A 26,884-nucleotide genomic window follows, 5' to 3' on the forward strand; every position below is an offset into this window, starting at 1 on the left:
CCGGCGGCGACGCCAACTTTACACGGTCCACCCGGGCCAACACCAAATCGGTTTCACTTCGCTCGGCTATGCCCGAAATGCCCTCTGCGGTCTCATGCCGTGACGAACGAGTAGAACCGCTTCAGCGTGCAGTGTTCCTCGAGCAGCCGGCCGTAGATCGGTTCGCCCTCGAGTTCCCGGTAGGTCTCGATGGGGTCGCCCTTTATGATCAGCGCCCGCGCGCACTCCTCGCACCAGTACTGGTACTCGGGATTGATCGGCTCCATGTCGCGTACGATCGGCGTCCCGCTGCCGCACCAGTCGCACTTCCGCCTGTGTGCACCCATCGTTCAGCTCCAGCTGTGGCCGCAGGCCGTGCACACGTAGGAGATGCCACCGTTGTCCCCGAGGACCTGGGCGACGTGCGCGGAACCGCAGGAAGGGCAGCTGAAGCGGGTGGCGGTACGTCGGGTCACCGCCGCTCCGAGGAGGTGGTCGACCTCCTCGAAGATGCTCGCAGGCATCGCAACTCCCTCCCGTCGGGCCGCGCCCCCTTCCGGCCGTTTGATTCTGCCACGACCGGGCCAATACGGTCAGCGACGCCGGGGTACCGTTCGGGACACGGCTCGGCGCCTCGCAGAGGTATACGCCCGGCGGAGCGTTCCTGCTCAAGCGCGGGTGACGAAAAATCCCGCCCTCGCGCGGAGGACGGGATCTTCGTCGTGTGGAGCTAAGGAGAATTGAACTCCTGACCTCCTGCATGCCATGCAGGCGCTCTACCAACTGAGCTATAGCCCCTTGCCCCATGTGATCGGCTCACATGGTGTTTCGCCCCGCTCGGCGGGGCGAACAAGAAGAACTTTAGCCTGCGACCTGCCGGAAAGTGAAATCCGGGCCCCGGGCCGCGCCGGGGGCGTCCCGGAACGTCAGTCGTCGTCGCCGAGCACCGGTTCCGGCAGCGTGCCGGCGTTGTGCTCCAGCAGGCGCCAGCCGCGGGCACCCTCGCCGAGGACGGACCAGCAGCAGTTGGTGAGACCGCCCAGGCCCTCCCAGTGGTGCGGGTCGAGACCGAGGAGCCGGCCGATGGTGGTGCGGATGGTGCCGCCGTGGCTGACCACGACGAGCGTGCCGTCCTCCGGCAGCTTCTCCGCGTGCCGCAGCACCACGGGAGCGGCGCGGTCGGCGACCTCGGTCTCCAGCTCGCCACCGCCCCGGCGGACCGGCTCACCGCGCTTCCACGCGCGGTACTCGTCGCCGTGGCGGGCGATGATCTCGTCGTGCGTGAGCCCCTGCCAGGCGCCCGCGTAGGTCTCCCGCAGGGCCTCGTCGTGGGTCACCGGCAGGCCGGTGAGCGCGGCGAGCTCGCTCGCGGTCGCCGCGGCCCGCTTCAGGTCGGAGGCGACGATCGCGTCCGGCTTCAGACCCGCCAGCAGCCGGGCCGCACGGCGGGCCTGGGACACACCGGTCTCGGTGAGCTCCACGTCGGTGCTGCCCTGGAAGCGGCGTTCCACGTTCCAGGACGTCTGGCCGTGCCGCCACAGGATGATGCGGCGGCCCCGCCGGCCGGTCCGGCCGGCGGCCTCGGGGGCGGCGCTCACCGCCACTCACCACCCGGCTCCGCGGCCTCGGCGGCGGCCGCCTCGGCCTCCAGCTGCCGGGCGTGCTCGGCGGCCTTGCCGCGGGAGGCCACGGCGTCGGCGGGCAGCTCCAGCTCGGGGCAGTCCTTCCACAGCCGCTCCAGGGCGTAGAAGACCCGCTCCTCGCTGTGCTGGACGTGGACGACGATGTCGACGTAATCGAGCAGCACCCAGCGGGCCTCGCGGTCGCCCTCGCGGCGCACGGGCTTGGCGTCGAGCTCCTTGGCCAGCCGCTCCTCGATCTCGTCGACGATCGACTTGACCTGGCGGTCGTTGGGGGCGGACGCGAGCAGGAACGCGTCGGTGATGGACAGCACGTCACTGACGTCGTAGGCGACGATGTCGTGCGCCAGCTTGTCGGCGGCCGCCTGGGCGGCGGTGGTGACGAGCTGGACGGAACGGTCGGTAGCGGTCACTACAAGGCTTTCGGTAGGCGGTCTGTTGACCCCCAGGGTCTCACGGACCGCCCCGCGCACCCCACGCCATTGTCCGTGATCACAGGGGTGCGCGCCCGGCCGGCCGGACTACGACCCGGGGTCGTAGTCCTGGCCGAGAACGACCGCGACACGGGCGTTGGCGGAAATCTTGCCCTTGGTCACGGCGGAGGCGGGCAGCCCCAGGGTCTTGGCGACCTCGGCGGCGTTCTCCTTGTCGGCGGCGTTCGCGTAGACCACCTCGGACGTCGCCTCGGCGCTCGCGGTGCCGCCCTCCAGGAAGGTGAAACCGCCGTTGAGGAGCACCACGCGGGCCTTTTCGGTGTTGTCCTTGACGCCGGTGGCGTTGCGCACCGAGACGCTGACCGCCGCGTCCTGGTCGGGGCTCTTGGCGGTGCCGCCGAGGACCTTCTTGACCACGCCGTCGCTCGCCTCGGCGCTGAGCGTGCCGTCGTCCTCGACGGGCAGCAGGGCGGTCTTGTGGTCGCCGCCCTTGGCGAGGTCGGAGAGCCGGGCCAGGAAGGAGCCGAGGTCCTTGTCGGTCAGCGGCGGCTCGATGATCTGCCCCAGCGTCTGGATGGTGAGCGTCGCCGCGTCCGGGTCGGAGGTCATCTTGCGCAGCACGCCCTGCATGACCTGGCCGAACCGTTCCAGCTGAGCGTTCTGGCCCTCGCCGGAGGCGCGGTGGGTGGCGTAGGCGACGGCCGTCTTGCCGCTGAGGGTCTGGCTGCTGCCCTTGCGGACCAGGGGCGCCGTGCCCTTCTTCTTGGCGGCGGGGTCGGGCACGTCGGTGTTCGTGTCGATGTCGATGTTGCCGACCAGGTCGACGAGGTTCTGCAGGTAGGGGGTGTCGAGGCGCCAGGTGCCCTCGATGTCGGTGCCGAGGACCGCGTCGAGCGCGCTACGGGTGCCGCCGGAGCCGTCGTCCTCGACGGACTTGGCGAGCGTGGTGGTGGTGCCGTCGTCCGCGGTCAGGGCGAGCGAGTTGGGCAGCAGGACGGTGGTGCCCTGCTTGGTGGTGGTGTTGTCGACGAGCAGCGCGGTGGCGGTGCCGCCCTTCTTGGTGTCGTGCAGGTGGACGACGATCACGTCCCGCTTCTGCGCCCCGGCCGCCGTGGTGGTGCCGGTGCCGGAGCCGGAGCCGGACAGGCCGGGCAGCTTCCCGGCGTACCAGAGGTAGCCGACGCCGCCGGCGACGACCAGGGCGAACACGACGGTGAGGGCGATGATGCGGCTGCGGGCGCGGCGCCGGGCCTCCTCGCGGCGCTCGGTGCGGTTCTCGGTGAACTTCAGCCAGTCGATGACGTCCTCGGAGTCACCGTCCGGCTCCTCGACGAAGGCGAACTGCTCGGTGCGGTACTCAGGTTCGCCGTCGTACTCGGCTTCGCCGCCGTGCTCCGGTCCGCCGTGGTACTCCGGCCCCCCGCCGTCCGGGGCCGGCGCGTCCTCGTCGTCCACCGGGCGGGCCTGCTGCGGGATGTGGGCCCGCTGCCCGGCGGCCCGGGGCTGCTGTCCGGTGCCGCTCTGCGCGTAGGTCTCCCCGTAGGGGTCGTACGGGGCGGCCGTGCCGCCGCCCGGGGCGGTGGCCTGGCCGTAGGGGTCGTAGGCGCCGTACGGGTCGTGGGCGGGCGGCTGCTGCCCGGTGCCGTAGGGGTCGTAGGGGTCGTACGCCGGTGCGTGCTGCCCGGCGCCGGTGGTGTACGGGTCGTAGCCGTACCCCTGCGGGTCCTGCTGCGGGTGCGGGGGCTGCGGGACGCCGGCCTGCTGCTGGTAGGGGTCGTAGGAGCCGTACGGGTCGTGGGCGGGCGGCTGCTGGGGGGCCTGCTGGACCGGGACCTGCCGGTAGACCGGCTGCCCGTACGCGTCGTAGCCGACGAGCTCGTAGGGCGCGCCGCCCCCGTACCCCGCGTCGTATCCGTCGTTCACCGGTGCCCCTTCCCGCTCACTCGCCGCGATACAGCTCGCGCTTGGCGATGTAGCGCACGACTCCGTCCGGCACCAGGTACCAGACGGGGTCTCCCTTGGCGACTCTCGCACGGCAGTCCGTGGAGGAGATGGCGAGGGCGGGCACCTCGACGAGGGAGACCCCGCCCTCGGGGAGCCCGGCGTCACTGAGGTGGTGGCCGGGCCGGGTGACGCCGATGAAGTGCGCCAGGGAGAACAGTTCCTCGCTGTCGCGCCAGGTGAGGATCTGCGCGAGGGCGTCGGCGCCGGTGATGAAGAACAGGTCCGTGTCCGGGTTGAGCGCGCGCAGGTCGCGCAGCGTGTCCACGGTGTAGGTGGGGCCGCCGCGGTCGATGTCGATGCGGCTCACGGAGAACTGCGGGTTCTCGACGGTGGCGACGACCGTCATCAGGTAGCGGTCCTCCGCCGCGGAGACCGTCCGGTGGCTCTTCTGCCACGGCTGGCCGGTGGGCACGAAGACCACCTCGTCGAGGTGGAAGCGCGCGGCGACCTCGCTGGCCGCCACGAGGTGGCCGTGGTGGATCGGGTCGAAGGTGCCGCCCATGACACCCAGACGGCGCTTGCCCTGTCCGGCCGGGCCGCTGCCCGGGCCGCCGGCAGCGCGGCGGAGCGCGGGGCTCCGCCCGCCGTCGCCGCGTGTCGTCTCACCGGCCGTGCCGTCCGCCGGGCCGGTAGGCATGTCCTGCTCCATGCGAGCAGACCCTACCGGCCCGGCCCCGATGCCCCGGCCGGGCCCTTCGCGGCGACGGCCGTCGACGGGCCTCAGCGGTCCCGGTTGAAGCGGGTGGTGATCCACAGCAGCAGCAGGAGCGCGACCAGGGCTCCGCCGCCGGCGAGGTAGGGGTTCAGACTTTCGTGGTTGCCGCTGTGCTCTCCGCCCTCGGCGGCGAGAGTGACCAACTGGGCAGCGGCGCTGTGGAAGCTCATCTTCGGCAGGACCTATCGCGTGTGGGCGGGATAAGGACGTCCGGACATCGTAAGCGGGGGCCTTCCCGACGATCACCCCGACTCCGCCGTTGCGGTGCGGCGACGCGCCCCCGGCGGGCCCGGCGGGCAACCATTGCGGGGCCTGTGTCGTCCTTCTGCCTGGAGCCCGGTGGTGTCCGTGTGCGTCCCGGCGCGGTCCGGCCGGCTGTCCGCCCGGCCGCACTGCCCCGTCGCGCCGACTCCGCCTAGGCTGGGGTCCGCCTCGCAGGACACACGGCGGTACGGGATCCGCACGAGTCATCCAGACGCACTGGGGGAAAGATGTCCGACGGCCATCAGCACAACGGGCACGAGAGCGTGCCGAGCAGGCAGCGCAGGCGCTTCCCCGGGATCTCCTCGCGTGCCTACGAACACCCGGCCGACCGCTCCGCCCTGGTGGCGCTGCGCAAGCTGACCGGTTTCGACACCGTCTTCAAGGCCCTGAGCGGTCTGCTGCCCGAGCGCAGTCTCCGGCTGCTGTTCCTGTCCGATTCGGTGCGGGTCTCCGACCGGCAGTTCGCGCACCTCAACGACATGCTGCGGGACGCCTGCTACATCCTGGACCTGGAGAAGGTCCCGCCGATGTACGTCAAGCAGGACCCGAACCCGAACGCCATGTGCATCGGCCTGGACGAGCCGATCATCGTGGTGACCACGGGACTCGTCGAGCTGCTCGATGAGGAGGAGATGCGGGCGGTCGTCGGCCACGAGGTCGGGCACGCCCTGTCCGGGCACGCCGTGTACCGGACCATCCTGCTGTTCCTGACGTCGCTGGCGGTCCGGGTGGCCTGGATCCCGCTGGGCAACATCGCGATCATGGCGATCGTGACGGCGCTGCGCGAGTGGTTCCGCAAGTCGGAGCTGTCCGCGGACCGGGCGGGGCTGCTGGTCGGCCAGGACCTGACGGCGTCCATGCGCGGCCTGATGAAGATCGCGGGCGGCAACCACCTGCACGAGATGAACGTGGACGCGTTCCTGGAGCAGGCCGACGAGTACGAGGCCTCGGGCGATCTGCGCGACTCCGTGCTGAAGATCCTCAACGTGCTGCCGCGCTCGCACCCCTTCACGACCGTGCGGGCCGCCGAGCTGAAGAAGTGGGAGGCCTCCCGCGACTTCCAGCGGATCATGGACGGTCACTACCCGCGCCGCGAGGAGGACAAGGACGCCTCGGTGCGGGACTCCTGGCGGGAGTCGGCGAGCAGCTACGCCGGCGAGGTGAGGAACTCCAAGGACCCGCTGATGAAGCTGGTCAACGACATCGCGGGCGGCGCCGGTGACCTGGGCGACCGTGTCCGCCGCGGCTTCGGCGGCTTCGCCGCCGGGGGCTCGAAGAGCACGCGCGGCCCGGACGGCACCGGCCCGGCCGGCACCGGCGACGGGGACGGCGGCCGCCCGCCGCGCGACGACACCTGAGCCGCCGGGCGCGGTGAGCGCGCTGTGCCGGACGCCGGGGCGGGTGCCCCGGCGTCTCGGTGTCCGGCGCGGGTGCCCCCCGGCGTCTCGGTGTCCGGCGCGGGAACCCCGACCTCGCGGTATCCGGCACGGAGGCCCCGACCTCGCCGTGTCCAGCGGGAACCCCGGCAGCCACCCCCGTGTCCGGCGCGGGAACCCCGGCCTCGCCGTGTCCAGCACGGAGGCCCCGACCTCGCCATGTCCAGCACGGGAACCCCGGCCACCCCGCGTCCGGCACAGAGGCCCCGACCTCGCCATGTCCAGCACGGGAACCCCGGCCACCCCGTGTCCGGCACAGAGGCCCCGACCTCGCCATGTCCAGCGCGGGAACCCCGGCCACCCCGTGTCCGGCGCGGAGGCCCCGACCTCGCCATGTCCAGCGCGGGAACCCCGGCCACCCCGTGTCCGGCGCGGAGGCCCCGGCCTCGCCGTGTCCGGCGCGGGGCCGCGCTCAGAGCCGGGGCTGGGCCGCCGGGGAGAGCGAGCCGCACAGGGCGGGGGCGCCGCCGTCGGCGTAGGGGTCGGTGCCGGAGGGGCCGGCCCGGTCGGCGCTCTGGCCGGCGAGCAGCGGGCGCAGGTGGCCGGCGGAGTCCTTCCCGCAGGACAGGGGGCCCGCCTGGACGTGAGAGAGGACGACCTGCACCTGGTGCAGGCGCAGGTCGTCGCGGTCGAAGCGGAAGCGCAGCTCGCGCCGGACGGTGAACAGCGACGCGGCGGCGCCCTCCCCGGCGCCGGCCGGCCGCAGCGCGTACACGTAGGTGTGGTCGGCGTCGACCTCGAGGGTGCCCGCGCCGGTCTCGGTGGCCTGGAGCGTGCCGCGGACCCGAACGCGGTCGTCGGCGAGCTCCGTGCGGGCGGGGTCGAAGCGGACGAGCCATCCGGTGGGCGCGTGCCGTCCGTCCGCGGTGGGCCGGGCGAAGCTGCGGTCGAACTGGCTCATCTGGCCGGGGTCGAGCAGCACCCGCACCGAGCGGGTGTCCCCGCCGGTCAGCACGTGGGGGTCGAGGGCGGAGCGGACGAGGTAGTCCTTCGCGGTGCTGAGCGCGGTCACGACCTGGCCCTCGGAGAAGTGGGCGGTGCCCCGGGAGGCGGGGAGCGGTATGCCCTCGGCGCCGGCGGCGAACGCCGCGGCCGGGCTGTGCGCGTAGAGCCGCTCGGGGTCGGCGGCCCCGGGCACCTTCTCCCGGGGGGCGAGCGGGACGACGGTCATGCGCAGCGGTTCGGTGGGTTCCTCGGCGGCGGGTGTCCGGTAGGGGTGGCGTACCCCCATGTAGATCGCCGTGCCGAAGGCGACGGCGATCAGCAGGACGAGGACGAGGGCCTGCCGGGACAGCCCGGCCCGCTGCTGCTGCGGCGGCGAGGGGCGGTCGCGCACGGCGGGCGCGTGGTCGGTGATGCGTTCCTGTGCGGAGAACTCCTGGAGGCGGGCAGCACGGACGAAGGACTCGTCGAAGACGACGGACCGGTACTCGTCCTCGCCGCCCCCGGGGGCGCCCTCGGGGGTCCCCTCGGGTGGGTCCGCAGGCCCTGCCATACCTTCAGGGTAGGTCTAGGCGCGCTCGGGTAAACGCCCGGCCGCGCCGCAACTTCTGACGCGCCCTCACCCTTGCGGTACCGGGTGTCAGGGGCTGCGCGGGATCACCGGGACGGCGGGCTGGGAGTAGTCGGCGGAGGCCGAGGGCACCGCGGCGGCGCCGCCCAGCTCCGGGCCGGTCGAGGTGGGCGCCGGCACGGGCTCCTCGCGGTGGGAGGAGGCGCCCCGGTAGACGGCGGAGAAGGCCAGCGCGACCATGCCGATGCCCATCACGAGGGCGAGCATCCAGGCCACGGGGCGGTGCCAGCGGACCTGTCCGCCGTACCGCTGGCCGTGGGCGTCCTCCAGGACGTCCAGGTCGTCGTCGGGGTCGTCGTCCGGCCCCAGGGCGCCGTGGTGGCCGTACCGGTCGTCGGAGCGCTCCCCGCGGGCACGGGCGCGGGCAGCCTCCGCCTCGGCGGCCTCGGCTCTGGCCCGGGCGGCGGACAGGAGGCGTTCGACGGCGGTCGGCTCGTGCACCCGGGCCGCGCGTACGAAGTCCTCGTCGAAGACCACGGAGGCGAACTCTTCGTCCGTCACCCCGCGGTCGTGGTCGTCGTCGGGCTCCCAGCCGTCAGGGAACGGCGTGCCCCCCACGTCCTCCGGCACGGATCCAGAGTAGACCTGGGGGGTCAATTTGGGCAGACGGTACGGAAATTCGCCGGCACCCGTCCGGTGCCCTGCCGTGGCCGGTTCAGCGCCGTACGTGTCCGTCGCCGGTGACGATGTACTTGGTGCTGGTCAGCTCGGGAAGGCCCATCGGGCCCCGGGCGTGCAGCTTCTGGGTGGAGATGCCGATCTCCGCGCCGAAGCCGAACTGGCCGCCGTCGGTGAACCGGGTGGAGGCGTTCACGGCGACGGTGGTGGAATCCACCAACTGGGTGAACCGCCGGGCGGACTGCTGGGAGGCCGTGACGATGGCCTCGGTGTGCCCGGAGGTCCACAGCCGGATGTGCTCGACGGCCCGGTCGAGGGAGTCGACGACGGCGGCGGCGATGTCGTAGGAGAGGTACTCGGTCTCCCAGTCCTCGGTGGTGGCCTCCACGACGGTGGCCCGGGAGTCCTTCGCGTACGCCATGACGCGCTCGTCGGCGTGCACGGTGACCCCGGCGTCGGCCATGGCCTCCAGGGCGCGCGGCAGGAAGTCGGCGGCGATGTCCTGGTGCACCAGGAGGGTCTCGGCGGCGTTGCAGACGCCGACCCGCTGGGTCTTGGAGTTGACCAGGATCTCGACGGCCATGTCGAGGTCGGCCTGCGCGTCGACGTAGACGTGGCAGTTGCCGGTGCCGGTCTCGATGACCGGGACGATCGACTCCTGCACCACGGTGTTGATCAGGGAGGCGCCGCCGCGCGGGATGAGCACGTCGACGAGGCCGCGGGCGCGCATCAGCTCGCGCACGCTGTCGCGGCTCTCGCCCGGGACCATCTGGACGGCGTCGGCGGGCAGCCCGGCGCCGTGCACGGCGTCGCGCAGGACCCGCACGAGGGCGGTGTTCGAGCGGTAGGCGGAGGACGAGCCGCGCAGCAGTACGGCGTTGCCGGACTTCAGGCACAGGGCGGCGGCGTCGACCGTGACGTTGGGCCGGCCCTCGTAGATGATGCCGACGACGCCGAGGGGCACCCGGACCTGGCGCAGGTCGATGCCGTTGGGCAGGGCGGAGCCGCGTACGACCTCCCCGACGGGGTCGGGCAGCGCGGCGACGTCCCGCACGTCGGAGGCGATGGCGCGGACCCGCTCCGGGGTCAGGGTGAGCCGGTCGATCATGCCGTCGCTCAGCCCCGCCTCGCGGGCCTTGGCCACGTCCTGGGCGTTGGCCTCGACGATCTCGGCGACGCGGACCTCGAGGGCGTCCGCGATGGCGAGCAGTGCGTCGTCCTTCTCGGCGCGCGGGAGCGGCGCGAGGGTGGCGGCGGCGCCCTTGGCCCGGTAGGCGGCCTGGTTGACCGGGGACATCGAGTCGAGAGGCGAGAGCGTGGTCATGAGGGAAGGGTAGTGCGGCCGGGGGGCGGAACCGGTGCCCATCCCACACCCCGAGACGAAGGTCTCCGCCCCCGGGACGGCCCCGGCGGGGTCCGGCCGGCCGGGGCGTGCTCAGAAAGGGTGGACCCCGACGGGGTGCGCGCGGACCGGGCCGTGGCCCTCGGCGACGCGGTGGTGGTAGGTGGCCCGGTCGATGACCTCCAGGCCGACGATCTCCCAGGGCGGCAGTCCCGCGGTCCGCCGGTGCTCCCCCCACAGGCGCAGCGCCACGGCCGCGGCGTCGTGCAGGTCGCGGGCCTCCTCCCAGTAGCGGATCTCCGCGTGGTCGTCGGCGTAGCGGCTGGTGAGCAGGAAGGGGTGGTCGTGGGCGAGCTGTTCCAGGGCGCGGCGGACGTCCTCGATGGGGGCACGTGCGCCGGAGACGCTGAGGGTGACGTGCCACAGGCGGGGCAGGTCGCGGGGTTCTCCGCTGTCGAAGCGGTCCCCGGCCGCCACGCTGGTGAGGGTGCGTTCCTCGCCGGCCGCCCGGGAGCCGGCACCACCGCGGGACGCCGTCGTCCCAGGGCGTACTCGTCTCACGACGGCCTCCTTCGCGCACGGACCGGCCCGCGGGTCGGGCGGATGTGTCCCTGGGACAAAGTTGAGCAGGCCGCCGGGGCTTGCGGGGCGGTTTTGCGGAACGTCCACCACCGAGGGCGGATGTTTCGGCCGATTACGGATGCAGAAGCACCAGATCGTCCCTGTGTACGACTTCCCGTTCGTACGCGGGCCCGAGGTCCCGGGCGAGCTCATGGGTGGAGCGGCCGATCAGCCGGGGGATCTCCTTGGCGTCGAAGTTGACGAGCCCGCGCGCGACCGCACGGCCCGTGGTGTCCCGCAGCTCGACCGGGTCCCCGGCACTGAAGTCGCCGTCGACGCCCGCGATGCCGGCGGGCAGCAGGGACATGCGGCGCTCCACGACCGCGCGCACCGCGCCGTCGTCGAGGGTCAGGGAGCCCTGCGGGGTGGACGCGTGCTTCAGCCACAGCAGCCGGTCGGCGAAGCGCCGGCCGGTGGGGTGGAAGAAGGTGCCGGTGTCGTGGCCGGCGAGGGCGTCGGCGGCGTGGACGGCACTGGTCAGGACGACCGGGATGCCCGCGGCGGCGGCGATCCGGGCGGCCTCGACCTTGGTGACCATGCCGCCGGTGCCGACGCCCGCCTTGCCGGCGCTGCCGATCTCGACGTGGGCGAGGTCCTCGGGGCCGCGCACCTGGGCTATCCGGGACGTGCCGGGCTTGGCGGGGTCGCCGTCGTAGACGCCGTCCACGTCGGAGAGCAGCACCAGCAGGTCGGCGTGGACCAGGTGGGCGACGAGGGCGGCGAGGCGGTCGTTGTCGCCGAAGCGGATCTCGTCGGTGGCGACCGTGTCGTTCTCGTTGACGATCGGGAAGGCGCCCATGGCGAGCAGCTTGTCGAGGGTGCGGGAGGCGTTGCGGTGGTGGGCGCGGCGGCTCATGTCGTCGGAGGTGAGCAGCACCTGGCCGACGCGGACGCCGTAGCGGGCGAAGGAGGCGGTGTAGCGGGCGACGAGCAGGCCCTGGCCGACGCTGGCGGCGGCCTGCTGGCGGGCGAGGTCGCGGGGGCGGCGGGCCAGCCCGAGGGGGGCCAGTCCGGCGGCGATGGCACCGGACGAGACCAGGACGATCTCCCGCTCGCCCCCGCTGCGGACCTTGGCGAGCACGTCGACGAGGGCGTCGACCCGGTCGGCGTCCAGTCCGCCCGAGGCGGTGGTCAGCGACGAGGACCCGACCTTGACGACGATTCTGCGGGCCCCGCTCACGGCTTGTCTTGCCCCTGCCACGCTGTTCCACTGCCCCTCATGTGCGTACGGCCACCGGTCGGCAATCTACGCGAAGGGGACCCCTCGTCGCGCGTCGGCCCATCCCCCGGGACGGGTGGCCGGGCGGGCCGGACGGCCGGCCTGACAGCTGGCCTGACAGCTGGCCTGACGGCTGGCCTGACAGCTGGCCTGACGGCTGGCCGACGGTAACCGGAAGCTCACGTACCGCACATGTGAAAAAGGTTGCATTGGTTGCCTCTAGAAATTAAAGAACTGACAAACATATTGTGAGCATCTGTGTCATCTCAAGATCGTGAAGGGCCCTCCGTGAGACGCATCCTGCTCCGTTCGGGCAAGAGTCCGTTCGACGTAGTACCCGTGGAGGACGCCCTCCACCGGGATGTCATCGCCACCAACTCGGGCAACCTGATCTTCAGTGATGCCGCACACAAAATCCTCACGACGCCGGACACGGAGGTCGTCTCCAACGGCATGCGGGCGGACCCGGCGGCGGCCGGGCGCATCAACGAGGAGTACGACGTCTTCGTCGTACCGCTCGCCAACGCCTTCCGCCCGTCGTTCGAGGGGGCCCTCCAGCGCCTGACCCGGCTGATCTCCAAGCTCCGGATCCCGGTCGTGGTCCTCGGCGTCGGCGCGCAGAGCGGCGTGAACTACGACGCGGCCCGGCTGAAGGCCATGGAGCCGACCGTGCGCGCCTTCTGCTCGGCGGTCCTGGACCACAGCGCCTCGATCGGCGTGCGCGGCGAGTTCACCGAGCAGTACCTCAACGAGATGGGCTTCCGCGACGTGGAGGTCATCGGCTGCCCGTCGATGTTCCTGCACGGCGACAAGCTCACCGTGGAGAAGAAGGCGGCGGCGCTCACCCCCGACTCGCGGATCGCGGTCAACGGCTCGCACACCGCGATGCGCAGCGGCGGACTGCACCGGATCGTCGGCCGGGCCCACGAGCGCTACCCCCACCTGCGCTACATAGGCCAGAACCTCACCGACGCCAAGCAGCTGCACTGGCGGGACGTCAACTCCCCGGCGGGCCGCATCAAGCTGATGCCCACCCACCCGGAGCACCCGATGTACCGCGAGGACAAGGTCCGCGTGTACATCGACCCGCAGACCTGGTTCGACGACCTGCGGGACTTCGACTACTCCTTCGGCTCGCGCATCCACGGCAACATCGCCGCGCTGCTCGCGGGCACGCCCGCGACCGTGCTGGCCTTCGACTCGCGCACGCTGGAGCTGTGCCGGTACTTCGAGATACCGCACCAGCAGCTGGATCAGACCGCCCCGGACACCGACCCGGCGGAGCTGTACGAGAAGGCCGACTTCGGACCGCTGACCCGCAACCACCGCGAGCGCTTCGACCGGTTCACCGCGTTCCTCGACAAGAACGGGCTGCAGAACACCTTCACCCACGGCGACGGCGGGGCCGCCTTCGACGAGAAGCTGCGGTCGCTGGCCTTCCCCGCGGGCATCCGCCCCTGGATCCGCAACGACATGGACGAACTCACCGAGCGGTTCGCCTGGATGTACGGGCGGGTCTCCGAACTCTCCGCGGACAACGCCAAGCTGAAGCGCGAGCTGGCCCGCGCCAAGTCCGCGAAGGCCTCCGCCAAGGCGGCGAGCGCCGCGGCCGGCATCGCCTCCCGGGCGTCCGTCTACCGCCGGGCCCGCCGCGCGGTCGGCGGCCCGCTGCGCCGGGCGCTCCAGCCGGGCCGGCAGCCCTCGCCGAAGGGCACCGGAGCCGCATAGCACGGACCGGTCACTCCAGGGTTCCGGACACCCGCGTGTCGTCCGGAGGGCGGCGCGCGTTAACCCGGGCGCCCGTTCTGCGACAACCCTGGAGTGACCGCAGTGCCCGAACCCTCGTCCCCACGGCGGCGCATTGCCGCCAAGCTCCTCGTCCTCGCCGTTCCGGCGGCCGCCTTCGTCGCACAGGCCGCCGGCGCGCTGCTGCCGCACGCGCCGCTGCTGCTGGCCGCGACCGCCGCGTCCCTGGCGGTGGAGGGCCTGCTGTACCGGTGGCAGCCCGGCATGCTGACGCTGTTCGCCAAGTCCCACGCGGACATCACCGTCCGGCACGTGCTGCGCGACCTGCTGCTGGTGGTGGGCCTGCTCCGGCTGGGTGAACAGCACCGCGAGAACCAGTACGCCCCGCTGATCGCGGGCCTGCTCGTCTTCTACGCCCTGCACTGCGCCATCCAGGCCGTGTCGATCCTGGTCCGGCGCACCCGCACGCTGCCCGTGGTGACCCGCAACATCGACGCCTCGGCGCTCCGGCTGTCCCGCGCCCCCGCCACCCTGCTGCGCCGCCCCGGGCACCGGCTGATGCTCGTCGGCCTGCCCGCGACGGCCGGCCTCACGGCCACCGCGGTCGGCGACGACCCCCGGTGGGCGGCGGCCGGTGTGGCCCTGTCCCTGCTGCTCGCCCTGACCGGCCTGGGCGCGCTCCTGCTGCGGCTGCTGCCCGGCCGGCGTCCCGCGGACGAACAGGAGGTGCTCGACTGGTTCGACGCCTGGCTGGCCGACTACCGGCCGACGGTCGGCCTGTACTTCTCCGGCGGCCCCTCCTCCGCCTACCAGGCGAACATGTGGCTGGAACCGCTCGCGAAGCTGGACGCCCGTCCGGTGATCATCCTCCGTGAGCGGTTCATGGTGCCGAAGCTGGCGCCCACCGACATCCCCGTCGTGTGCCTGCCCAAGGTCTCCACGCTGATGCGGCTGGAGCAGTCCACGCTCCAGGTCCTCATCCACCCGTCCAACTCCGGCAAGACCTCGCAGGTGCTGCGCATCCCCACCATCAAGCACACCTTCGTCAACCACGGCGAGAGCGACAAGCTGTCCTCCTGCAACCCCTACGCGAAGGCGTACGACGAGGTGTGGGTGGCCGGTCCGGCGGCGCGCGAACGGTACGCGCTGGCCGAGGTCGGCGTGGAGGACAAGGACGTGGTGGAGATCGGCCGCCCGCAACTGGACGCCGTACGGCCCTACTCGGGCCCGCCCGCCGGCCCGTACACCACGGTGCTCTACGCGCCCACCTGGGAGGGCTGGGACGGCAACCCGGGCAACACCTCGGTGGTCGCGGCCGGCGAGAACCTCGTCCGGGCGCTGCTCGCCGACCCGGGGGTGCGGCTGCTGTACAAGCCGCACCCGCTGACCGGCTCGGTGGACCCGCGGGCGGGCGCCGCCGACCTGCGCATCCGGGAACTGATCCGCGCGGCGAACCGCCGCCGTTCCGGGCCGCGGCCGGCGCCGTCGGGCGAACTCGCCCGCCTGACCGCGGAGCTGGACCGGCTGACCGCGGCCACCTACCGGTCCGCCGCCGACCAGGTGGAGCGGATGCGGGCGCAGTCCGCGCCCGAGCCCGGCCGGGCCGAGGCGGTGGCGCGGACCACGGCGGCCTGGGAGGAGGCGTACTGGGCGTCGCTCCCGGAGTGGGAGCACCAGGTGGTCACGGACGTCCGTCCCGCGCTGTACTCCTGCTTCGACGTGGCCGACCTGCTGATCAGCGACGTATCCAGCGTGATCAGCGACTTCCTGGCCAGCGAGAAGCCCTACGCGGTGGCCAACACCAGCGGGCTGCCCGAGGAGGCGTTCCGGCAGGCGTTCCCGACGGTGGAGGCGGCGACGGTGCTCGCGCCGGACGCGTCCGGGGTCGCGGACCTGCTTCGGTCGGTCCGCGACCCACAGCTCGACAAGCTGGCCGCGGCCCGCGCCGAGCTGAAGCAGCGCCTGCTGGGCCCGGCCGAGCCGACGTCCCAGGAGCGCTTCGACGCGGCCGTCCGGTCCCTGTGCGCCGCCGCGGCGGCCCACCGTTCCCGCACGGCACCCCGCCTCGGAGCTGAACTCCCCGGCCAGCGCGGCCAGTCGCCCACGCAGTCGGAGAGCCGGGCCTGAATTCCGGCAATCTGCCGGGGTGCGCCGGGAGGCGGGTGCGGTACGGCCCTCACGCGCCGGGGTCGGTCTTCGGCGCGTGAGGGCCTGAGGCCGCCACGCAGTGGCCCCGCTGGGCCCAGAGCCCAGCCGGGGTCCGGGCTGGGCCATGGGGTCCCACTGGGGCCCGAGGGTCCAGCCGAGGACCCACGCAGACCCCGCCGAGGACCCGTGCAGGCCCAGCCGGGGCCGCAGGCCCAGCCGGGGCCGCAGGCCCAGCCGGGGCTGCACGCCCAACCGGGGCCACAGACCCAACCGGGGCCCCACACCCGACCGGGGCCGCAGGCCCAGTCGGGGCTGCACGCCCAGCCAGGGCCACAGACCCAACCGGACCACAAACCCAGCCGGGCCTGCACGCCTAGCCGGGGCCACAGACCCAGCCGGGGCTGCACGCCCAACCGGGGCCCCACACCCGACCGGGGCCGCACACCCGACCGGGGCCGCAGGCCCAGCCGGGGCTGCACGCCCAGCCAGGGCCACAGACCCAACCGGACCACAAACCCAGCCGGGCCTGCACGCCTAGCCGGGGCCACAGACCCAGCCGGGGCCACAGACCCAGCCGGGGCCACAGACCCAACCGGGGCCACAGACCCAACCGGGGCCACAGACCCAACCGGGGCCACAGACCCAACCGGGGCCCCGCGGAGCCCTGTGGGCTCCAGCAGGGCCCCCGCGGGCCTGGGAAGCCCCCCGGGTGTCCCGTCCCCACCCGCAGGCCGGGACCGGGCCGCTGAGGCCGCCGCCGTAGTGCGGTCCGGGATCCGGGCCGCTCAGGCCGCCGCCGCGGTGCGGTCCCGGGCCGGTTTCTCCGGCGGGGACAGCAGGCGGCGGGTTCTGCGCAGGACCCGCCGCAGGGGCGAGTCGCCGGTGTCCTCGCGGTAGCCCGGCACGGCACGTGCCTCCCGGGGGGCCGCGAGGTACACGGCGTCGGGGACCCCCGTGCCACGGTCACGGAAGTGCGGGTACGCGAGGTAGGCGCGGCGGCCCCGCCGCTCCAGCACGGCCGGGGCCTGCCGCTTGGCCCGCACGAACTCCACGACGTCCAGCAGCGGTTCGAGCCGTTGCTCGGCCACCAGGTGCAGGCGCAGCCGCTCCTCGACCTTCAGCCGCCGGGCGACGCCCTCGTTCCAGTGGACGTCCATCAGCGGCTTGGCCAGGTCCAGTTTGTGCCGGCGCACCTGGTCGGTGTCCTTGAGGAACCGGGGCCCGAACTGCGGCAGCAGCGTGATGGTGAAGGGCCGCAGCATCAGCTCGTCGCGCCGCGGCCCCTCGGGGACGAGGTCGGCTATCAGGTTCATCAGCATGCGCGCGGAGTCGAAGCGCAGCGTGTAACTCCCGCTCTTCGTCACGTGCTTGCCGTCCTCGCGGCCCACCAGGTAGTAGCAGGTGTAGTCGGCGAGCACGGAGACCCCGTCGGCCCGCAGGTACGCCTCCATGGTGAACAGCGCGTCCTCGCCGGTGAACAGCGACTCGTCGAACCGCATGCCGTGCCGGTCGAGCAGGGCTCGGCGGAACAACTTCTGGGCGCTGAGCGTGTACTTGATGCGCGAGGAGTGCACGTCGGTGCGCTCCAGGGTCTTGCGCCACATGGACTTCGGCGCGTTGCGGTTGACGCCCTCCACCCGGCCCAGGACGACGTCGGTACCGGCCCGGTCGGCCAGGGCGACCATCCGCTCCAGGGCCTCGGGGCCGAGCCGGTCGTCGGCGTCCAGGAAGAAGACGTAGCGGCCGGCCGCCCTGGCCAGACCGACGTTGCGCGGGCCGCTGGGCCCGCCCGAGTTCTCCTGCCGGACGACGGTCACCGGCATGGGCGCGCGGCCCGCGAACTCCTCCAGGTACTCCCCCGTGCCGTCCGTCGACCCGTCGTCGACGGCGATGACCTCGATGCGCCCCGGGTCGATGGTCTGTGCCTCCACGGAGGCGAGGCACTCGACCAGGTACGGCATCGCTTCGTACGCCCCGATGACCACGGTGACATCAGGCTGCGCCACGGTCACGATTCCCCCTCATCACTTCCCCCTCAACGATGGAACATTTCCCCCGTATCGCCTCATTCGCTATTTGATAGATGGAAGTTCGAGAGGGCCGGTTGCCTCGCACCCCTGTTTCCGTGCTTCACGTCACAGGGGCCCGTTCCGCTCAACGGGCACGGCAAAGGGCTCGGCCCCCGAGGATCAACTCCTCGGGGGCCGAGCCCTGTTGAGCGTGCGGGAGGTCAGCCCGCGGCGATGCCGTCCGCGTCACCGTTCGCGGTCGCCCGCTGGACCGGCACCGCGTCCACCATCTCGACGTCGGGGCCTCCGGCCGTGATCCGGGACTCCTGGCCGAGGTTGCGCGTCTCGGCCTTCAGCGCGAGCTGCGCCACCGCGGTGTTGAACTGGGTGATGGACGGCGGCTCGTCCGGGCCCAGCAGGTAGCGCTTCAGCTCCCGCCGGTCCTCGGCCAGCGGGTCGGCGGACGGGTCGCGGACGGCGTCGAGGAGCCCGTCGAGGCCGGCCGCGTCGTTGGTGAGGATCACCGCGGCCCGCACCGCCGTGTTCTGCCGCTTGAACTCCTCCTCGCCCAGCTCGGCGGAGTCCGTGACGGCGTACGGCTTGCCGCTGGCGATGAAGTCGGACACCACGCTGGAGATGTCGGAGACCATCGCCTCACAGACGTTGAAGCAGTCGTACAGGCGCGGCTCGGCACCGGAGATGACGCGGTGCTCCCAGTCGGGGAAGGACCGCCAGTAGGCGGCGTTCCACTCGGCGCGCAGCCGTGCGGTCTCCTCGTGCCGGGCCATGTCGACCAGCCCGTCGCGGGTCGCCTCGGCCTCGTCGCCGCGGTCCACGCCGGTGGCCAGCTCGGCCAGCCGGGCCTCGATCCGGGCCAGTTCCGCCCTGGCCGCGGCCTGGGCGGAGGCGTCGGCGGTGAAGCGCGGGTCGGCGGCCCGCTCGGCGGCGGCCTTCTCCACGAGCGCGGTGATCCGCTGGTGGGCGGCCTTCGCCCGCCCGCTGCGGGTGCCGGTGAAGGGGTGCGGCTTGTACAGGACCCGGACCGCGGGCTCGGCCTGCACCAGCGTGCGCACGATGTTCTCGCCCGCCAGCAGGATCGAGGTGTTGCCCGGGTTGTCGTCCCAGCCCTCCCAGGTGGGCGCGTACAGGACCGTGGGCATGCGGTCGGCGGGCGGGCCCTGCCAGGTCGCGATCGGGGCCAGCTGCGGACGGCCGACCTCGACGATGTCGTCGTCACGGACGCCGACGTCGGCGATGGCGTAGCGGTCGCGGCCGGCCCGGCCGGCCGTCCACACCTCGTCGTAGACCTTGCTGAACGGGTTGACGCTGGCGATCTTGTCGCTGTCGCCGTGGCCGATGAAGACGTGCTTCATGGTCGGCACCCGCAGCAGGTGGATGTTCTTGCCGACGTTGGCGGCGTAGAGCGCCACCCGCACCGTGGACAGGTCCATGTTCATCAGGTGCACCCCTCCGGGCACGCAGACGACGGGGACCGTGGTGGGGGCCAGCTTCTCCAGTATCACCCGCTCGCGCAGGATGATCAGCGGACGCGTGTCCAGCTGCTCCATGGTCTCCAGCCACATGTTGACCTGGTAGGCGGAGTCCTTGGAACCGGAGAAGTAGAGCACCGTCTCGGGCCGGTACTCGCCCAGCCAGCCGTCGAGGGCCTTGAGCACCCGGTCGGCGGACGGCGGGACCCGGCCGCCCCGCAGATACGGCACAAGGACCAGCACGTAGAGAGTGCTCAGGACCACCGTTATGGCGATGCCCACGAAGCCGGCGAGGGACGAGTCGAGGAAGGCCGCGACCAGTATGCCCACGACCGCCGCGAGGTCGAGGTGCAGCATCTTCTCGCCGGAGTGGTTCAGCAGCAGCGCCGGCGGCGCGTCCGGGATACGGATGCGGGCGGCCAGGTCGACGTTGCGGGTGGCGACGGGCATGCGGCGCCGGTTGCGGATCAGCGTGGTCAGCGCGCCCTGCGCGGCCTGAAGTCCGTAGAAGGCGATGAAGCAGGCGATCGCCCCGTAGTAGATCAGGTTGTCCGCGAGGTCGAGACGGGCCAGCAGCAGAATCAGCAGCAGCTGCCTGATCAGGAAGCGGATCGGCAGGCCGGCGCGCACCTTGCCGAGGCGGTTGATCAGGTAGCTGCCCTTGCGGTGCAGATAGTGGTCCGCCAGGTACGTCACGGCGGCCGCGACCGCGAAGGCGGGCACGCTCGGGACCAGTGCCGCCACCATGAGGCCGGGATAGCCCAGCATCATGACGACCGCGGCGGCCAGTTCTGCCGCGCTGCCCACCCGGGCGACGCGAATAGCAGTGGTTATCACGGAGAAACCTGCTCTTGGAGGGGGAGTGCCGGTTTTGTGCCTGTAACTATTTCGTGAGGGACGGATTCAGGCCCCCGCGAAGCCCCGTTCAACGTTAACGGGAGACCGCAGGGGCCTGAATTACCGGAGTCCAATTGCGAGCAATTATTACACGCCGTCCTGACGGTCCAGCACCGAGGCCAGAGCCTGTTCGAAGCCGGTGGCCCGCGCGGCTCCCGCCGTCGGGTCCTGCTGGCGTACGTCGATGACATGCCCGGTGAGCTCGGAGAGCAGCACGTCCAGCGAGGTGCGCGCCACCGCCTCGGAGGAGAGCAGGCTGCCCGCGGGCTCCTGGCCGAACGCCTTGGTGCGCATCGGCGTGGCGGTGCGCTCCGGGTTGACGCAGTTGACCCGGACGCCCTCGCCGGCCCACTCGTCGGACAGGGCCTGGGTGAGGTTCACCATGGCAGCCTTGGTCGACGAGTAGAGGCTGTACTCGGCGCGGCCGCGGGTGTAGCTGCTGGAGGTGTACAGCAGCAGCTGTCCCTTGCTCTCGGCCAGGTACTTGTACGCGGACCGGGCGATCTGCACCGGGGCCAGGTAGTTGACCTTCAGCGCCTCCTCGATGGTGGCGTTGTCGGTCTCGGCCAGCTTGCCGATGCGCAGCACGCCCGCCGTGTTGACGACGAAGTCGATGCGCCCGGTCTCGGCGTACGCCTTGGACAGCGCGTCGTCGACCTCCTCCGGGTTCTCGACGTGGGTGCCGGTGGTCGAGCGGCCCAGCGCGTACACGGTGGCGCCGTAGCCCTCGGCCATCCGCGCGATGTCCTGGCCGATGCCGTAGGAACCGCCGAAGACGACCAGGGTCTTGCCGGTGAGCAGCCTGCGGTAGGTCTCCTCGCCGTTCTGCTCGGGCGTGGCGGTGGACGCCAGCTGGAACAGCTTGTCGGCGATGAAGACGTCGACGGGCTGGGTGACCTTCATGTTGTACTCGTCGCCCGCGACGACGTGGATCGGCACGTCGGGCAGGTACTTGAGCACGACCGAGCAGTCGTCCGTGGCCTGGAAGTTGGGGTCGTCGGAGGCGACCTCGTAGGCGCGGCGGATGGTCGACAGCTTGAAGGCCTGCGGGGTCTGGCCGCGGCGCAGCCGGGAGCGGTCCGGGATCTCGGTGATGAACTCGCCGTCCTCGCCGTGCGTGCGCGTGACGATGATGGTGTCCGCGGACGGGATCGCCACGTCGACGGCCTGGTAGCGCTCCAGCGCGGCCACGCAGTCGTCGATGACGCGCTGCGACAGCAGGGGGCGCACGGCGTCGTGGAAGAGGACGTTGACGTCCTCCCCCTCGGCCAGCCCCTCGCCGAGCGCGGCGATGGCGCGTTCGGTCGTCTCGTTCCGCGTCGAGCCGCCCTCGATGACCTTGGTGACCTTCGTGAACCCGGCCTTGGCGACGATCCGCTCGACGTCGGGCACGTAGCCCGGCGCCATCAGCACGATGATCTCGTCGATCGAGTCGGCCTTCTCGAAGGTGGTCAGGGTGTGCTCGATGACTGCCTTGCCGGCGATCTTCAGCAGCTGCTTGGGGATCGACAGACCCACCCGCTGACCGGTACCGCCGGCCAGGATCACTGCGGTGGTACGGGGCTTGGCTATGTGCTGGGACACAGGTGACCTACCTTGGGGCGACAGGGAACTTCGAAATGGTCCCACTTGGGGTAACCGCAGTGCAAGGCGAGCGTCCTCCGCCGCAAATCCGCGCGCAACCTGTCATTCACTCAGGACCCCTGGCCGCGGGTGACGGTTCCCGGAGCCCTGTGTGAATTGCTGTGAGTAAGTACACAGAAGTCAATCGACTGACGCGTGTGACGCCCGTTCGGGCACCGCGGTCGGTGCGCCCGCACGGCCGCCGAACAGGAAAGACGGTAGCCGCACGGTGACGGGCGGTGGGCGCGGGGGTGCGGGATCTTCACGTCCCGCGAAGGACGGGTGCACCAGTTCTTCATACACCCTGGTGGGGCGCCGATCCGCGCGGGGTGGAATGCGACTCGCAGCATGCCCCTTTTGCCGCGGAATTCATTTATTAGCATCCGGCAGCTTTTCTGCCCCCGGCTCCCGCGTATGCGGGGCCGCCCGCCGCACACGCGGGAGCCCGGAACCGCTGCGGGCGGTCCCGGGCTCCTCGTACACTGCGGCCAGCGGGCTCCTCGTACGGGCTCCGGCGCGTGGGCCGCGCGCGGGCGGGCTTTGGCGCGCGGGGCCGCGCGGGCGGGCCGTGAGGATCTAGAAGGGTTCGAAGCCGTCGTACTCGCGGTCGGCCTCGTCCCGTTCGGCCTGGCGGTCGCGGCGGCGCTGGGCGGCCGGGCGGGGCGCCTCCAGGCGGTGGTCCTCGCCGCGGCGGCCGAGCATCTCCGCACCGGCCATCACCGACGGCTCCCAGTCGAAGACGACCGCGTTCTCCTCGGGGCCGATGGCCACACCGTCGCCGGAGCGGGCGCCGGCCTTCATCAACGCCTCTTCCACGCCGAGGCGGTTGAGCCGGTCGGCGAGGTAGCCGACGGCCTCGTCGTTGTTGAAGTCGGTCTGCCGCACCCAGCGTTCGGGCTTCTCCCCGCGCACCCGGAACAGCGGCTCGCCGCCGACCTCCTCGCGGGTGACCGCGAACCCGGCGTCGTCCACGGCCTTGGGCCGGATGACGATCCGGGTCGCCTCCTCCTTGGGGCGGGAGGCGCGCGCCTGCGCGACCAGGTCCGCCAGGGCGAAGGACAGCTCCTTGAGGCCCTTGTGGGCGACCGCGGAGACCTCGAACACCCGGTAGCCGCGCTCCTCCAGGTCCGGCCGGACCATCTCGGCCAGGTCCTGGCCGTCGGGGACGTCGATCTTGTTGAGGACGACGATCCGGGGGCGGTCTCCGAGACCGCCGTACTGGCGCAGCTCCTCCTCGATGACGTCGAGGTCGGAGACGGGGTCGCGGTCGGACTCCAGGGTGGCAGTGTCCAGCACGTGCACGAGCACGCTGCACCGCTCGACGTGGCGCAGGAACTCCAGCCCCAGTCCGCGGCCCTGGCTGGCGCCCGGGATCAGACCGGGCACGTCGGCGATCGTGTAGACCGTCGACCCGGCGGTGACGACGCCGAGGTTGGGCACCAGCGTGGTGAAGGGATAGTCGGCGATCTTGGGCTTGGCCGCCGAGAGCACCGAGATGAGGGAGGACTTGCCGGCGCTGGGATACCCGACGAGCGCCACGTCCGCGACGGTCTTCAGCTCCAGGACGATGTCCCGGAGGTCCCCCGGCTCGCCGAGCAGCGCGAACCCGGGCGCCTTGCGGCGCGCCGAGGCGAGGGCGGCGTTGCCGAGCCCGCCGCGTCCGCCCTGGGCGGCGACGTAGGAGGTGCCCTGCCCGACCAGGTCGGCGAGGACGTTGCCCGCCTTGTCGAGCACGACGGTGCCGTCCGGCACGGCCAGCACAAGGTCCTGCCCGTCCTTGCCGCTGCGGTTGCCGCCCTCGCCGGGCTTGCCGTTGGTGGCCTTGCGGTGCGGGGAGTGGTGGTAGTCGAGGAGGGTCGTCACGGACTGGTCGACGGTGAGGATCACATCCCCGCCGCGTCCGCCGTTGCCGCCGTCGGGTCCGCCGAGCGGCTTGAACTTCTCACGGTGGACGGAGGCACAGCCGTGGCCTCCGTTACCCGCGGCGACATGCAGCTCGACGCGGTCCACGAAGGTGGTCATGGTGGGGTGCCTCCAGAGACTTCTTATGGGTTTCTTGTCTTAACACGCGAAAGGCGGACCCGCCTTCCCGCCGGGGAAGTGAGGTCCGCCTCGCGAAAGATCCGGTCAGGCGACCGGAACGATGTTCACGACCTTGCGGCCGCGGCTGGTGCCGAACTCCACGGCACCCGGCAGCAGCGCGAACAGGGTGTCGTCGCCGCCACGGCCGACGCCGGCGCCGGGGTGGAAGTGGGTGCCGCGCTGACGGACCAGGATCTCACCCGCGCTGACGACCTGACCGCCGAAGCGCTTCACGCCGAGCCGCTGGGCGTTCGAGTCGCGACCGTTCCGGGTGGACGATGCGCCCTTCTTGTGTGCCATCTCTCCTCAGTCCCTTACTTCGCAGCCGCGGGGATCTCAGTGACCTTGATCGCCGTGTACTGCTGGCGGTGGCCCTGACGACGGCGGTAGCCGGTCTTGTTCTTGTAGCGCAGAATGTCGATCTTCTGGCCCTTGTGGTGGTCCACGACCTCGGCCTGGACCTTGATGCCGGCCAGCACCCAGGGGTCGCTGGTCACGGAGTCGCCGTCGACGACGAGCAGGGTCGAGAGCTCGACCGTGTCGCCCACCTTGGCGGTGGAAATCTTGTCAACCTCAACGATGTCGCCGACAGCAACCTTGTGCTGGCGACCACCGCTGCGCACGATGGCGTACACGCGGATCTCTCTTTCGCTCGAAGAACGGCACCCCCGCAGGCCAGCCGCCCGGCATGGACACGGACGACCTCTCCCAGGCACCGTGGCACCCGGAAGGAATGAGGTTTACGGGGATGTGGCGGGTCAGGCGACACGCCGACGGTCAAGGTTACGGGGCCGGGCGTGAGGGGTCAAACCGGGCCCCGGGCGCGCCGGGGGCCTTCCTTCGGCTCAGCCCGGGAGCAGGTGGGCGCGCCCGAACATGGCCGCCGCGGCCCGCGCGCTCGGCGTGCCGGCGTCCAGGTCGGCACCGGCCTCCAGCAGCACCTCGACGACCTCGTCCGCGCCCTTGAACAGGGCACCGGCGACGGGGCTCTGGTCCCGGTCGTTGCGCAGGTCGGGGTCGGCGCCGAGGCGGAGCAGGGCGCGCACCGTGCCGGCGTGGCCGTGGTAGGCGGCGAGCATGAGCAGGGTGTTGCCGGCCGCGTCGGTGACGTCGACGGGCAGCCCGTGCTCGACGAACCCGGACAGTTCCTCGGTCTCGCCGGCGCGGGCCAGGTCCATGGCGACGGCCACCACGCGCTCGGTCTGTTCGGCGGTCAGGCCACCGGTGCTCATGGGGGGATCCCTTCGGGTGGGGTGCTGGTCGGGGTCGGGCCCGTGGGGGAAACGGGCGCGGGGGCCGGGGGGGGGGCCCCCCCCCGGGGGGGGGGGCCCCCCCCGCCCCCCCGCCCCCCCCCCGGGCCCCCCCCCCCCGGGGGGGGGGGGGGCGGGGGGGGGGGGGGCGCGCGCCCCCGGGGGGGGGGCCCCCCCCCGGGCCGCGACGACGCGGTCACGTGCGTGCCGCTGCCTGCCCTGGAGGCGTGGCTCAGAGGGTGCCGGCGGCCAGGGCCTCGACCGCCTTGCGGACGCCCTCGCCGTAGGCGGGGTCGGCCTTGGTGCAGTTGGCGATGTGGCGGGCGATGGTCTGCTCCGAGGCGCCGTTGATGGCGCGGGCGGTGTTCTCGAAGAGCACCTGCTGCTGCTCGGCCGTCATCAGGCGGAACAGGTTGCCGGGCTGCTCGTAGTAGTTGTCGTCGTCCTCGCGGTAGTTGAACCGGTCGGCGACAGCGCCCACGGCCAGGGCCGGCTCGCGGTAGGCCGGCTGCTCCTGCCAGCGCCCGTAGGAGTTGGGCTCGATGCCGGGGACGGAGCCCTGGTTGCCGTCGACCCGCATGGCGCCGTCGCGGTGGTAGGTGTTCACCGGGGCCTTGGCGGCGTTGACGGGGATCTGGTGGTGGTTCACGCCGAGGCGGTAGCGCTGGGCGTCACCGTAGGAGAAGAGGCGGCCCTGGAGCATCTTGTCGGGCGAGTAGCTGATGCCGGGGACCACGTTGGCCGGGGTGAAGGCGGCCTGCTCGACGTCGGCGAAGTAGTTCGCCGGGTTGCGGTTGAGCTCCCACTCGCCGACCTCGATCAGCGGGTAGTCCTTCTTCGACCAGACCTTGGTCAGGTCGAAGGGGTGGAAGCGGTAGTTCTCCGCGTCGGCCTCCGGCATGATCTGGACGTACAGCTTCCACTTCGGGAAGTCGCCGTTCTCGATCGCCTCGTAGAGGTCGCGCTGGTGCGACTCGCGGTCCTTGCCGACCAGAGCCTCGGCCTCGGCGTCCGTGAGGTTCTTGATGCCCTGCTGGGTGCGGTGGTGGAACTTGACCCAGAACCGCTCGCCCTCGGCGTTGATGAAGCTGTAGGTGTGCGAGCCGAAGCCGTGCATGTGCCGGTACGAGGCGGGGATGCCACGGTCGGACATGACGATGGTGATCTGGTGCAGGGCCTCGGGGAGGTTGGTCCAGAAGTCCCAGTTGTTCTCGGGGTCGCGCAGGTTGGTGCGCGGGTCGCGCTTCACGGCGCGGTTGAGGTCCGGGAACTTCAGCGGGTCGCGGAAGAAGAAGACCGGGGTGTTGTTGCCGACCAGGTCCCAGTTGCCCTCCTCCGTGTAGAACTTCACGGCGAAGCCGCGGATGTCACGCTCGGCGTCGGCGGCGCCGCGCTCACCGGCCACGGTGGAGAAGCGGACGAAGAGGTCGGTCTTCTTGCCGATCTCGGAGAAGATCTTCGCGCTCGTGTAGCGCGTGATGTCGTGGGTCACCGTGAAGGTGCCGAAGGCGCCCGAGCCCTTGGCGTGCATCCGGCGCTCGGGGATGACCTCGCGGTCGAAGTGCGCGAGCTTCTCCAGGAACCAGACGTCCTGCAGCAGCATGGGACCGCGCGGACCGGCCGTCAGCGAGTTCTGGTTGTCGGCGACCGGTGCGCCGGCTGCGGTGGTCAACGGCTTCTGGTTGTTCTCGGTCAAAGCTCGCTCCTCGGCGTGTGGTTCGTCGCGGGTGGGCCGGTGCCCTGTGGGGCCGGCCGTCCGAAGTCTCCGCGCGGGCTGCTGCGCGGCCCGCCGTC

At 72.0% G+C, this 26,884-nt stretch carries 23 protein-coding genes and 1 tRNA gene; 3 read left to right on the plus strand and 21 right to left on the minus strand.

From position 1 onward, the window contains the following. Window positions 1-92: 92 nt before the first annotated feature. The 8 genes from ACIRPP_RS23825 to ACIRPP_RS23860 all read right to left on the minus strand — a co-directional run bounded on the left by ACIRPP_RS23825 (window position 93) and on the right by ACIRPP_RS23860 (window position 4,942). Window positions 93-326: a hypothetical protein gene (locus ACIRPP_RS23825; RefSeq protein WP_004931461.1), complete on the minus strand. Its 234-nt coding sequence runs from the start codon at window positions 324-326 to the stop codon at window positions 93-95. A 3-nt stretch (window positions 327-329) separates the two neighbouring features. Beyond that, window positions 330-503: a hypothetical protein gene (locus ACIRPP_RS23830; protein WP_192230482.1), complete on the minus strand. Its 174-nt coding sequence runs from the start codon at window positions 501-503 to the stop codon at window positions 330-332. 201 nt (window positions 504-704) lie between these two features. Further along, window positions 705-777, minus strand: a tRNA-Ala gene (locus ACIRPP_RS23835). A gap of 128 nt (window positions 778-905) precedes the next feature. Beyond that, on the minus strand, window positions 906-1,577 hold the full coding sequence (locus ACIRPP_RS23840; protein WP_403646310.1) for a histidine phosphatase family protein: 672 nt from the start codon (window positions 1,575-1,577) through the stop codon (window positions 906-908). Further along, window positions 1,574-2,032 (minus strand): ribosome silencing factor, encoded by a 459-nt coding sequence (rsfS, locus tag ACIRPP_RS23845; RefSeq protein WP_164332949.1) that lies wholly within the window; start codon window positions 2,030-2,032, stop codon window positions 1,574-1,576. Before rsfS ends, ACIRPP_RS23840 begins: the two co-directional genes overlap by 4 nt. Before the next feature lie 108 nt (window positions 2,033-2,140). After that, window positions 2,141-3,976 carry a LytR C-terminal domain-containing protein gene (locus ACIRPP_RS23850; protein WP_403646313.1) on the minus strand — a complete coding sequence of 612 codons (1,836 nt, stop codon included), beginning with the start codon at window positions 3,974-3,976 and terminating at the stop codon, window positions 2,141-2,143. 16 nt (window positions 3,977-3,992) lie between these two features. After that, window positions 3,993-4,706: a nicotinate-nucleotide adenylyltransferase gene (gene nadD, locus ACIRPP_RS23855; RefSeq protein ID WP_164344093.1), complete on the minus strand. Its 714-nt coding sequence runs from the start codon at window positions 4,704-4,706 to the stop codon at window positions 3,993-3,995. A 71-nt stretch (window positions 4,707-4,777) separates the two neighbouring features. After that, on the minus strand, window positions 4,778-4,942 hold the full coding sequence (locus ACIRPP_RS23860) for a hypothetical protein (RefSeq protein WP_403646316.1): 165 nt from the start codon (window positions 4,940-4,942) through the stop codon (window positions 4,778-4,780). A 321-nt stretch (window positions 4,943-5,263) separates the two neighbouring features. Here ACIRPP_RS23860 and ACIRPP_RS23865 point away from each other — a divergent pair, with 321 nt between their 5' ends. After that, entirely contained in the window at window positions 5,264-6,394 is a 1,131-nt protein-coding gene (locus ACIRPP_RS23865) for a M48 family metallopeptidase (RefSeq protein ID WP_403646319.1), read from the plus strand. Between the two features lie 490 nt (window positions 6,395-6,884). Here ACIRPP_RS23865 and ACIRPP_RS23870 read toward each other — a convergent pair whose 3' ends face one another. The 5 genes from ACIRPP_RS23870 to proB form a co-directional block, all read right to left on the minus strand. Further along, window positions 6,885-7,967 (minus strand): hypothetical protein, encoded by a 1,083-nt coding sequence (locus ACIRPP_RS23870; RefSeq protein ID WP_403646323.1) that lies wholly within the window; start codon window positions 7,965-7,967, stop codon window positions 6,885-6,887. Between the two features lie 87 nt (window positions 7,968-8,054). Continuing rightward, window positions 8,055-8,642 (minus strand): hypothetical protein, encoded by a 588-nt coding sequence (locus ACIRPP_RS23875; RefSeq protein ID WP_403646326.1) that lies wholly within the window; start codon window positions 8,640-8,642, stop codon window positions 8,055-8,057. Window positions 8,643-8,700: 58 nt separating this feature from the next. After that, window positions 8,701-9,987 (minus strand): glutamate-5-semialdehyde dehydrogenase, encoded by a 1,287-nt coding sequence (locus ACIRPP_RS23880; protein ID WP_403646329.1) that lies wholly within the window; start codon window positions 9,985-9,987, stop codon window positions 8,701-8,703. Window positions 9,988-10,098: 111 nt separating this feature from the next. Then, the gene (locus ACIRPP_RS23885; protein ID WP_403646332.1) at window positions 10,099-10,566 is read right to left on the minus strand and encodes a hypothetical protein; all 468 of its coding nucleotides are present in this window, start codon (window positions 10,564-10,566) and stop codon (window positions 10,099-10,101) included. Window positions 10,567-10,699: 133 nt separating this feature from the next. Then, the gene (gene proB / locus ACIRPP_RS23890; protein WP_403646335.1) at window positions 10,700-11,806 is read right to left on the minus strand and encodes a glutamate 5-kinase; all 1,107 of its coding nucleotides are present in this window, start codon (window positions 11,804-11,806) and stop codon (window positions 10,700-10,702) included. Between the two features lie 327 nt (window positions 11,807-12,133). Here proB and ACIRPP_RS23895 point away from each other — a divergent pair, with 327 nt between their 5' ends. Together ACIRPP_RS23895 and ACIRPP_RS23900 are read left to right on the plus strand one after the other, a co-directional pair. Then, a complete protein-coding gene (locus tag ACIRPP_RS23895) occupies window positions 12,134-13,573 on the plus strand; it encodes a polysaccharide pyruvyl transferase family protein (RefSeq protein WP_403646337.1) in 1,440 nt (479 codons plus the stop codon). 102 nt (window positions 13,574-13,675) lie between these two features. Then, window positions 13,676-15,718 carry a hypothetical protein gene (locus ACIRPP_RS23900; RefSeq protein ID WP_403646340.1) on the plus strand — a complete coding sequence of 681 codons (2,043 nt, stop codon included), beginning with the start codon at window positions 13,676-13,678 and terminating at the stop codon, window positions 15,716-15,718. Window positions 15,719-16,524: 806 nt separating this feature from the next. Here ACIRPP_RS23900 and ACIRPP_RS23905 read toward each other — a convergent pair. The 8 genes from ACIRPP_RS23905 to ACIRPP_RS23940 all read right to left on the minus strand — a co-directional run bounded on the left by ACIRPP_RS23905 (window position 16,525) and on the right by ACIRPP_RS23940 (window position 26,786). Further along, a complete protein-coding gene (locus ACIRPP_RS23905; protein ID WP_403646343.1) occupies window positions 16,525-17,751 on the minus strand; it encodes a glycosyltransferase family 2 protein in 1,227 nt (408 codons plus the stop codon). 218 nt (window positions 17,752-17,969) lie between these two features. Then, entirely contained in the window at window positions 17,970-20,045 is a 2,076-nt protein-coding gene (locus ACIRPP_RS23910; RefSeq protein ID WP_403646346.1) for a hypothetical protein, read from the minus strand. A 177-nt stretch (window positions 20,046-20,222) separates the two neighbouring features. Next, window positions 20,223-21,719 (minus strand): D-ribitol-5-phosphate cytidylyltransferase, encoded by a 1,497-nt coding sequence (locus tag ACIRPP_RS23915; RefSeq protein WP_403646348.1) that lies wholly within the window; start codon window positions 21,717-21,719, stop codon window positions 20,223-20,225. A 615-nt stretch (window positions 21,720-22,334) separates the two neighbouring features. Continuing rightward, complete coding sequence (gene obgE, locus ACIRPP_RS23920; RefSeq protein WP_403646350.1) at window positions 22,335-23,780, minus strand: GTPase ObgE; 1,446 nt, start codon at window positions 23,778-23,780, stop codon at window positions 22,335-22,337. 105 nt (window positions 23,781-23,885) lie between these two features. Then, window positions 23,886-24,140, minus strand: a complete 255-nt coding sequence (rpmA, locus tag ACIRPP_RS23925) for a 50S ribosomal protein L27 (RefSeq protein WP_164333991.1) — start codon at window positions 24,138-24,140, stop codon at window positions 23,886-23,888. A 14-nt stretch (window positions 24,141-24,154) separates the two neighbouring features. Beyond that, the gene (gene rplU / locus ACIRPP_RS23930; RefSeq protein WP_006132815.1) at window positions 24,155-24,475 is read right to left on the minus strand and encodes a 50S ribosomal protein L21; all 321 of its coding nucleotides are present in this window, start codon (window positions 24,473-24,475) and stop codon (window positions 24,155-24,157) included. A 210-nt stretch (window positions 24,476-24,685) separates the two neighbouring features. Then, window positions 24,686-25,072 (minus strand): ankyrin repeat domain-containing protein, encoded by a 387-nt coding sequence (locus ACIRPP_RS23935; protein WP_403646354.1) that lies wholly within the window; start codon window positions 25,070-25,072, stop codon window positions 24,686-24,688. Window positions 25,073-25,322: 250 nt separating this feature from the next. After that, window positions 25,323-26,786 carry a catalase gene (locus ACIRPP_RS23940; protein WP_164333989.1) on the minus strand — a complete coding sequence of 488 codons (1,464 nt, stop codon included), beginning with the start codon at window positions 26,784-26,786 and terminating at the stop codon, window positions 25,323-25,325. Window positions 26,787-26,884: the final 98 nt, after the last annotated feature.

The sequence above is a fragment of the Streptomyces sp. NPDC101219 genome, assembly GCF_044767675.1.
In the GTDB taxonomy this organism is placed as follows: domain Bacteria; phylum Actinomycetota; class Actinomycetes; order Streptomycetales; family Streptomycetaceae; genus Streptomyces.

Excerpts from the sequence above, each read along its gene's own strand:
- ACIRPP_RS23865 (WP_403646319.1), top strand. The coding sequence starts at position 5,264 with ATGTCCGACGGCCATCAGCACAACGGGCACGAGAGCGTGCCGAGCAGG.
- ACIRPP_RS23830 (WP_192230482.1), bottom strand. The coding sequence starts at position 503 with ATGCCTGCGAGCATCTTCGAGGAGGTCGACCACCTCCTCGGAGCGGCG.
- ACIRPP_RS23860 (WP_403646316.1), bottom strand. The coding sequence starts at position 4,942 with ATGAGCTTCCACAGCGCCGCTGCCCAGTTGGTCACTCTCGCCGCCGAG.
- ACIRPP_RS23935 (WP_403646354.1), bottom strand. The coding sequence starts at position 25,072 with ATGAGCACCGGTGGCCTGACCGCCGAACAGACCGAGCGCGTGGTGGCC.
- nadD (WP_164344093.1), bottom strand. The coding sequence starts at position 4,706 with ATGGAGCAGGACATGCCTACCGGCCCGGCGGACGGCACGGCCGGTGAG.
- ACIRPP_RS23880 (WP_403646329.1), bottom strand. The coding sequence starts at position 9,987 with ATGACCACGCTCTCGCCTCTCGACTCGATGTCCCCGGTCAACCAGGCC.
- rpmA (WP_164333991.1), bottom strand. The coding sequence starts at position 24,140 with ATGGCACACAAGAAGGGCGCATCGTCCACCCGGAACGGTCGCGACTCG.
- ACIRPP_RS23870 (WP_403646323.1), bottom strand. The coding sequence starts at position 7,967 with ATGGCAGGGCCTGCGGACCCACCCGAGGGGACCCCCGAGGGCGCCCCC.
- obgE (WP_403646350.1), bottom strand. The coding sequence starts at position 23,780 with ATGACCACCTTCGTGGACCGCGTCGAGCTGCATGTCGCCGCGGGTAAC.
- ACIRPP_RS23825 (WP_004931461.1), bottom strand. The coding sequence starts at position 326 with ATGGGTGCACACAGGCGGAAGTGCGACTGGTGCGGCAGCGGGACGCCG.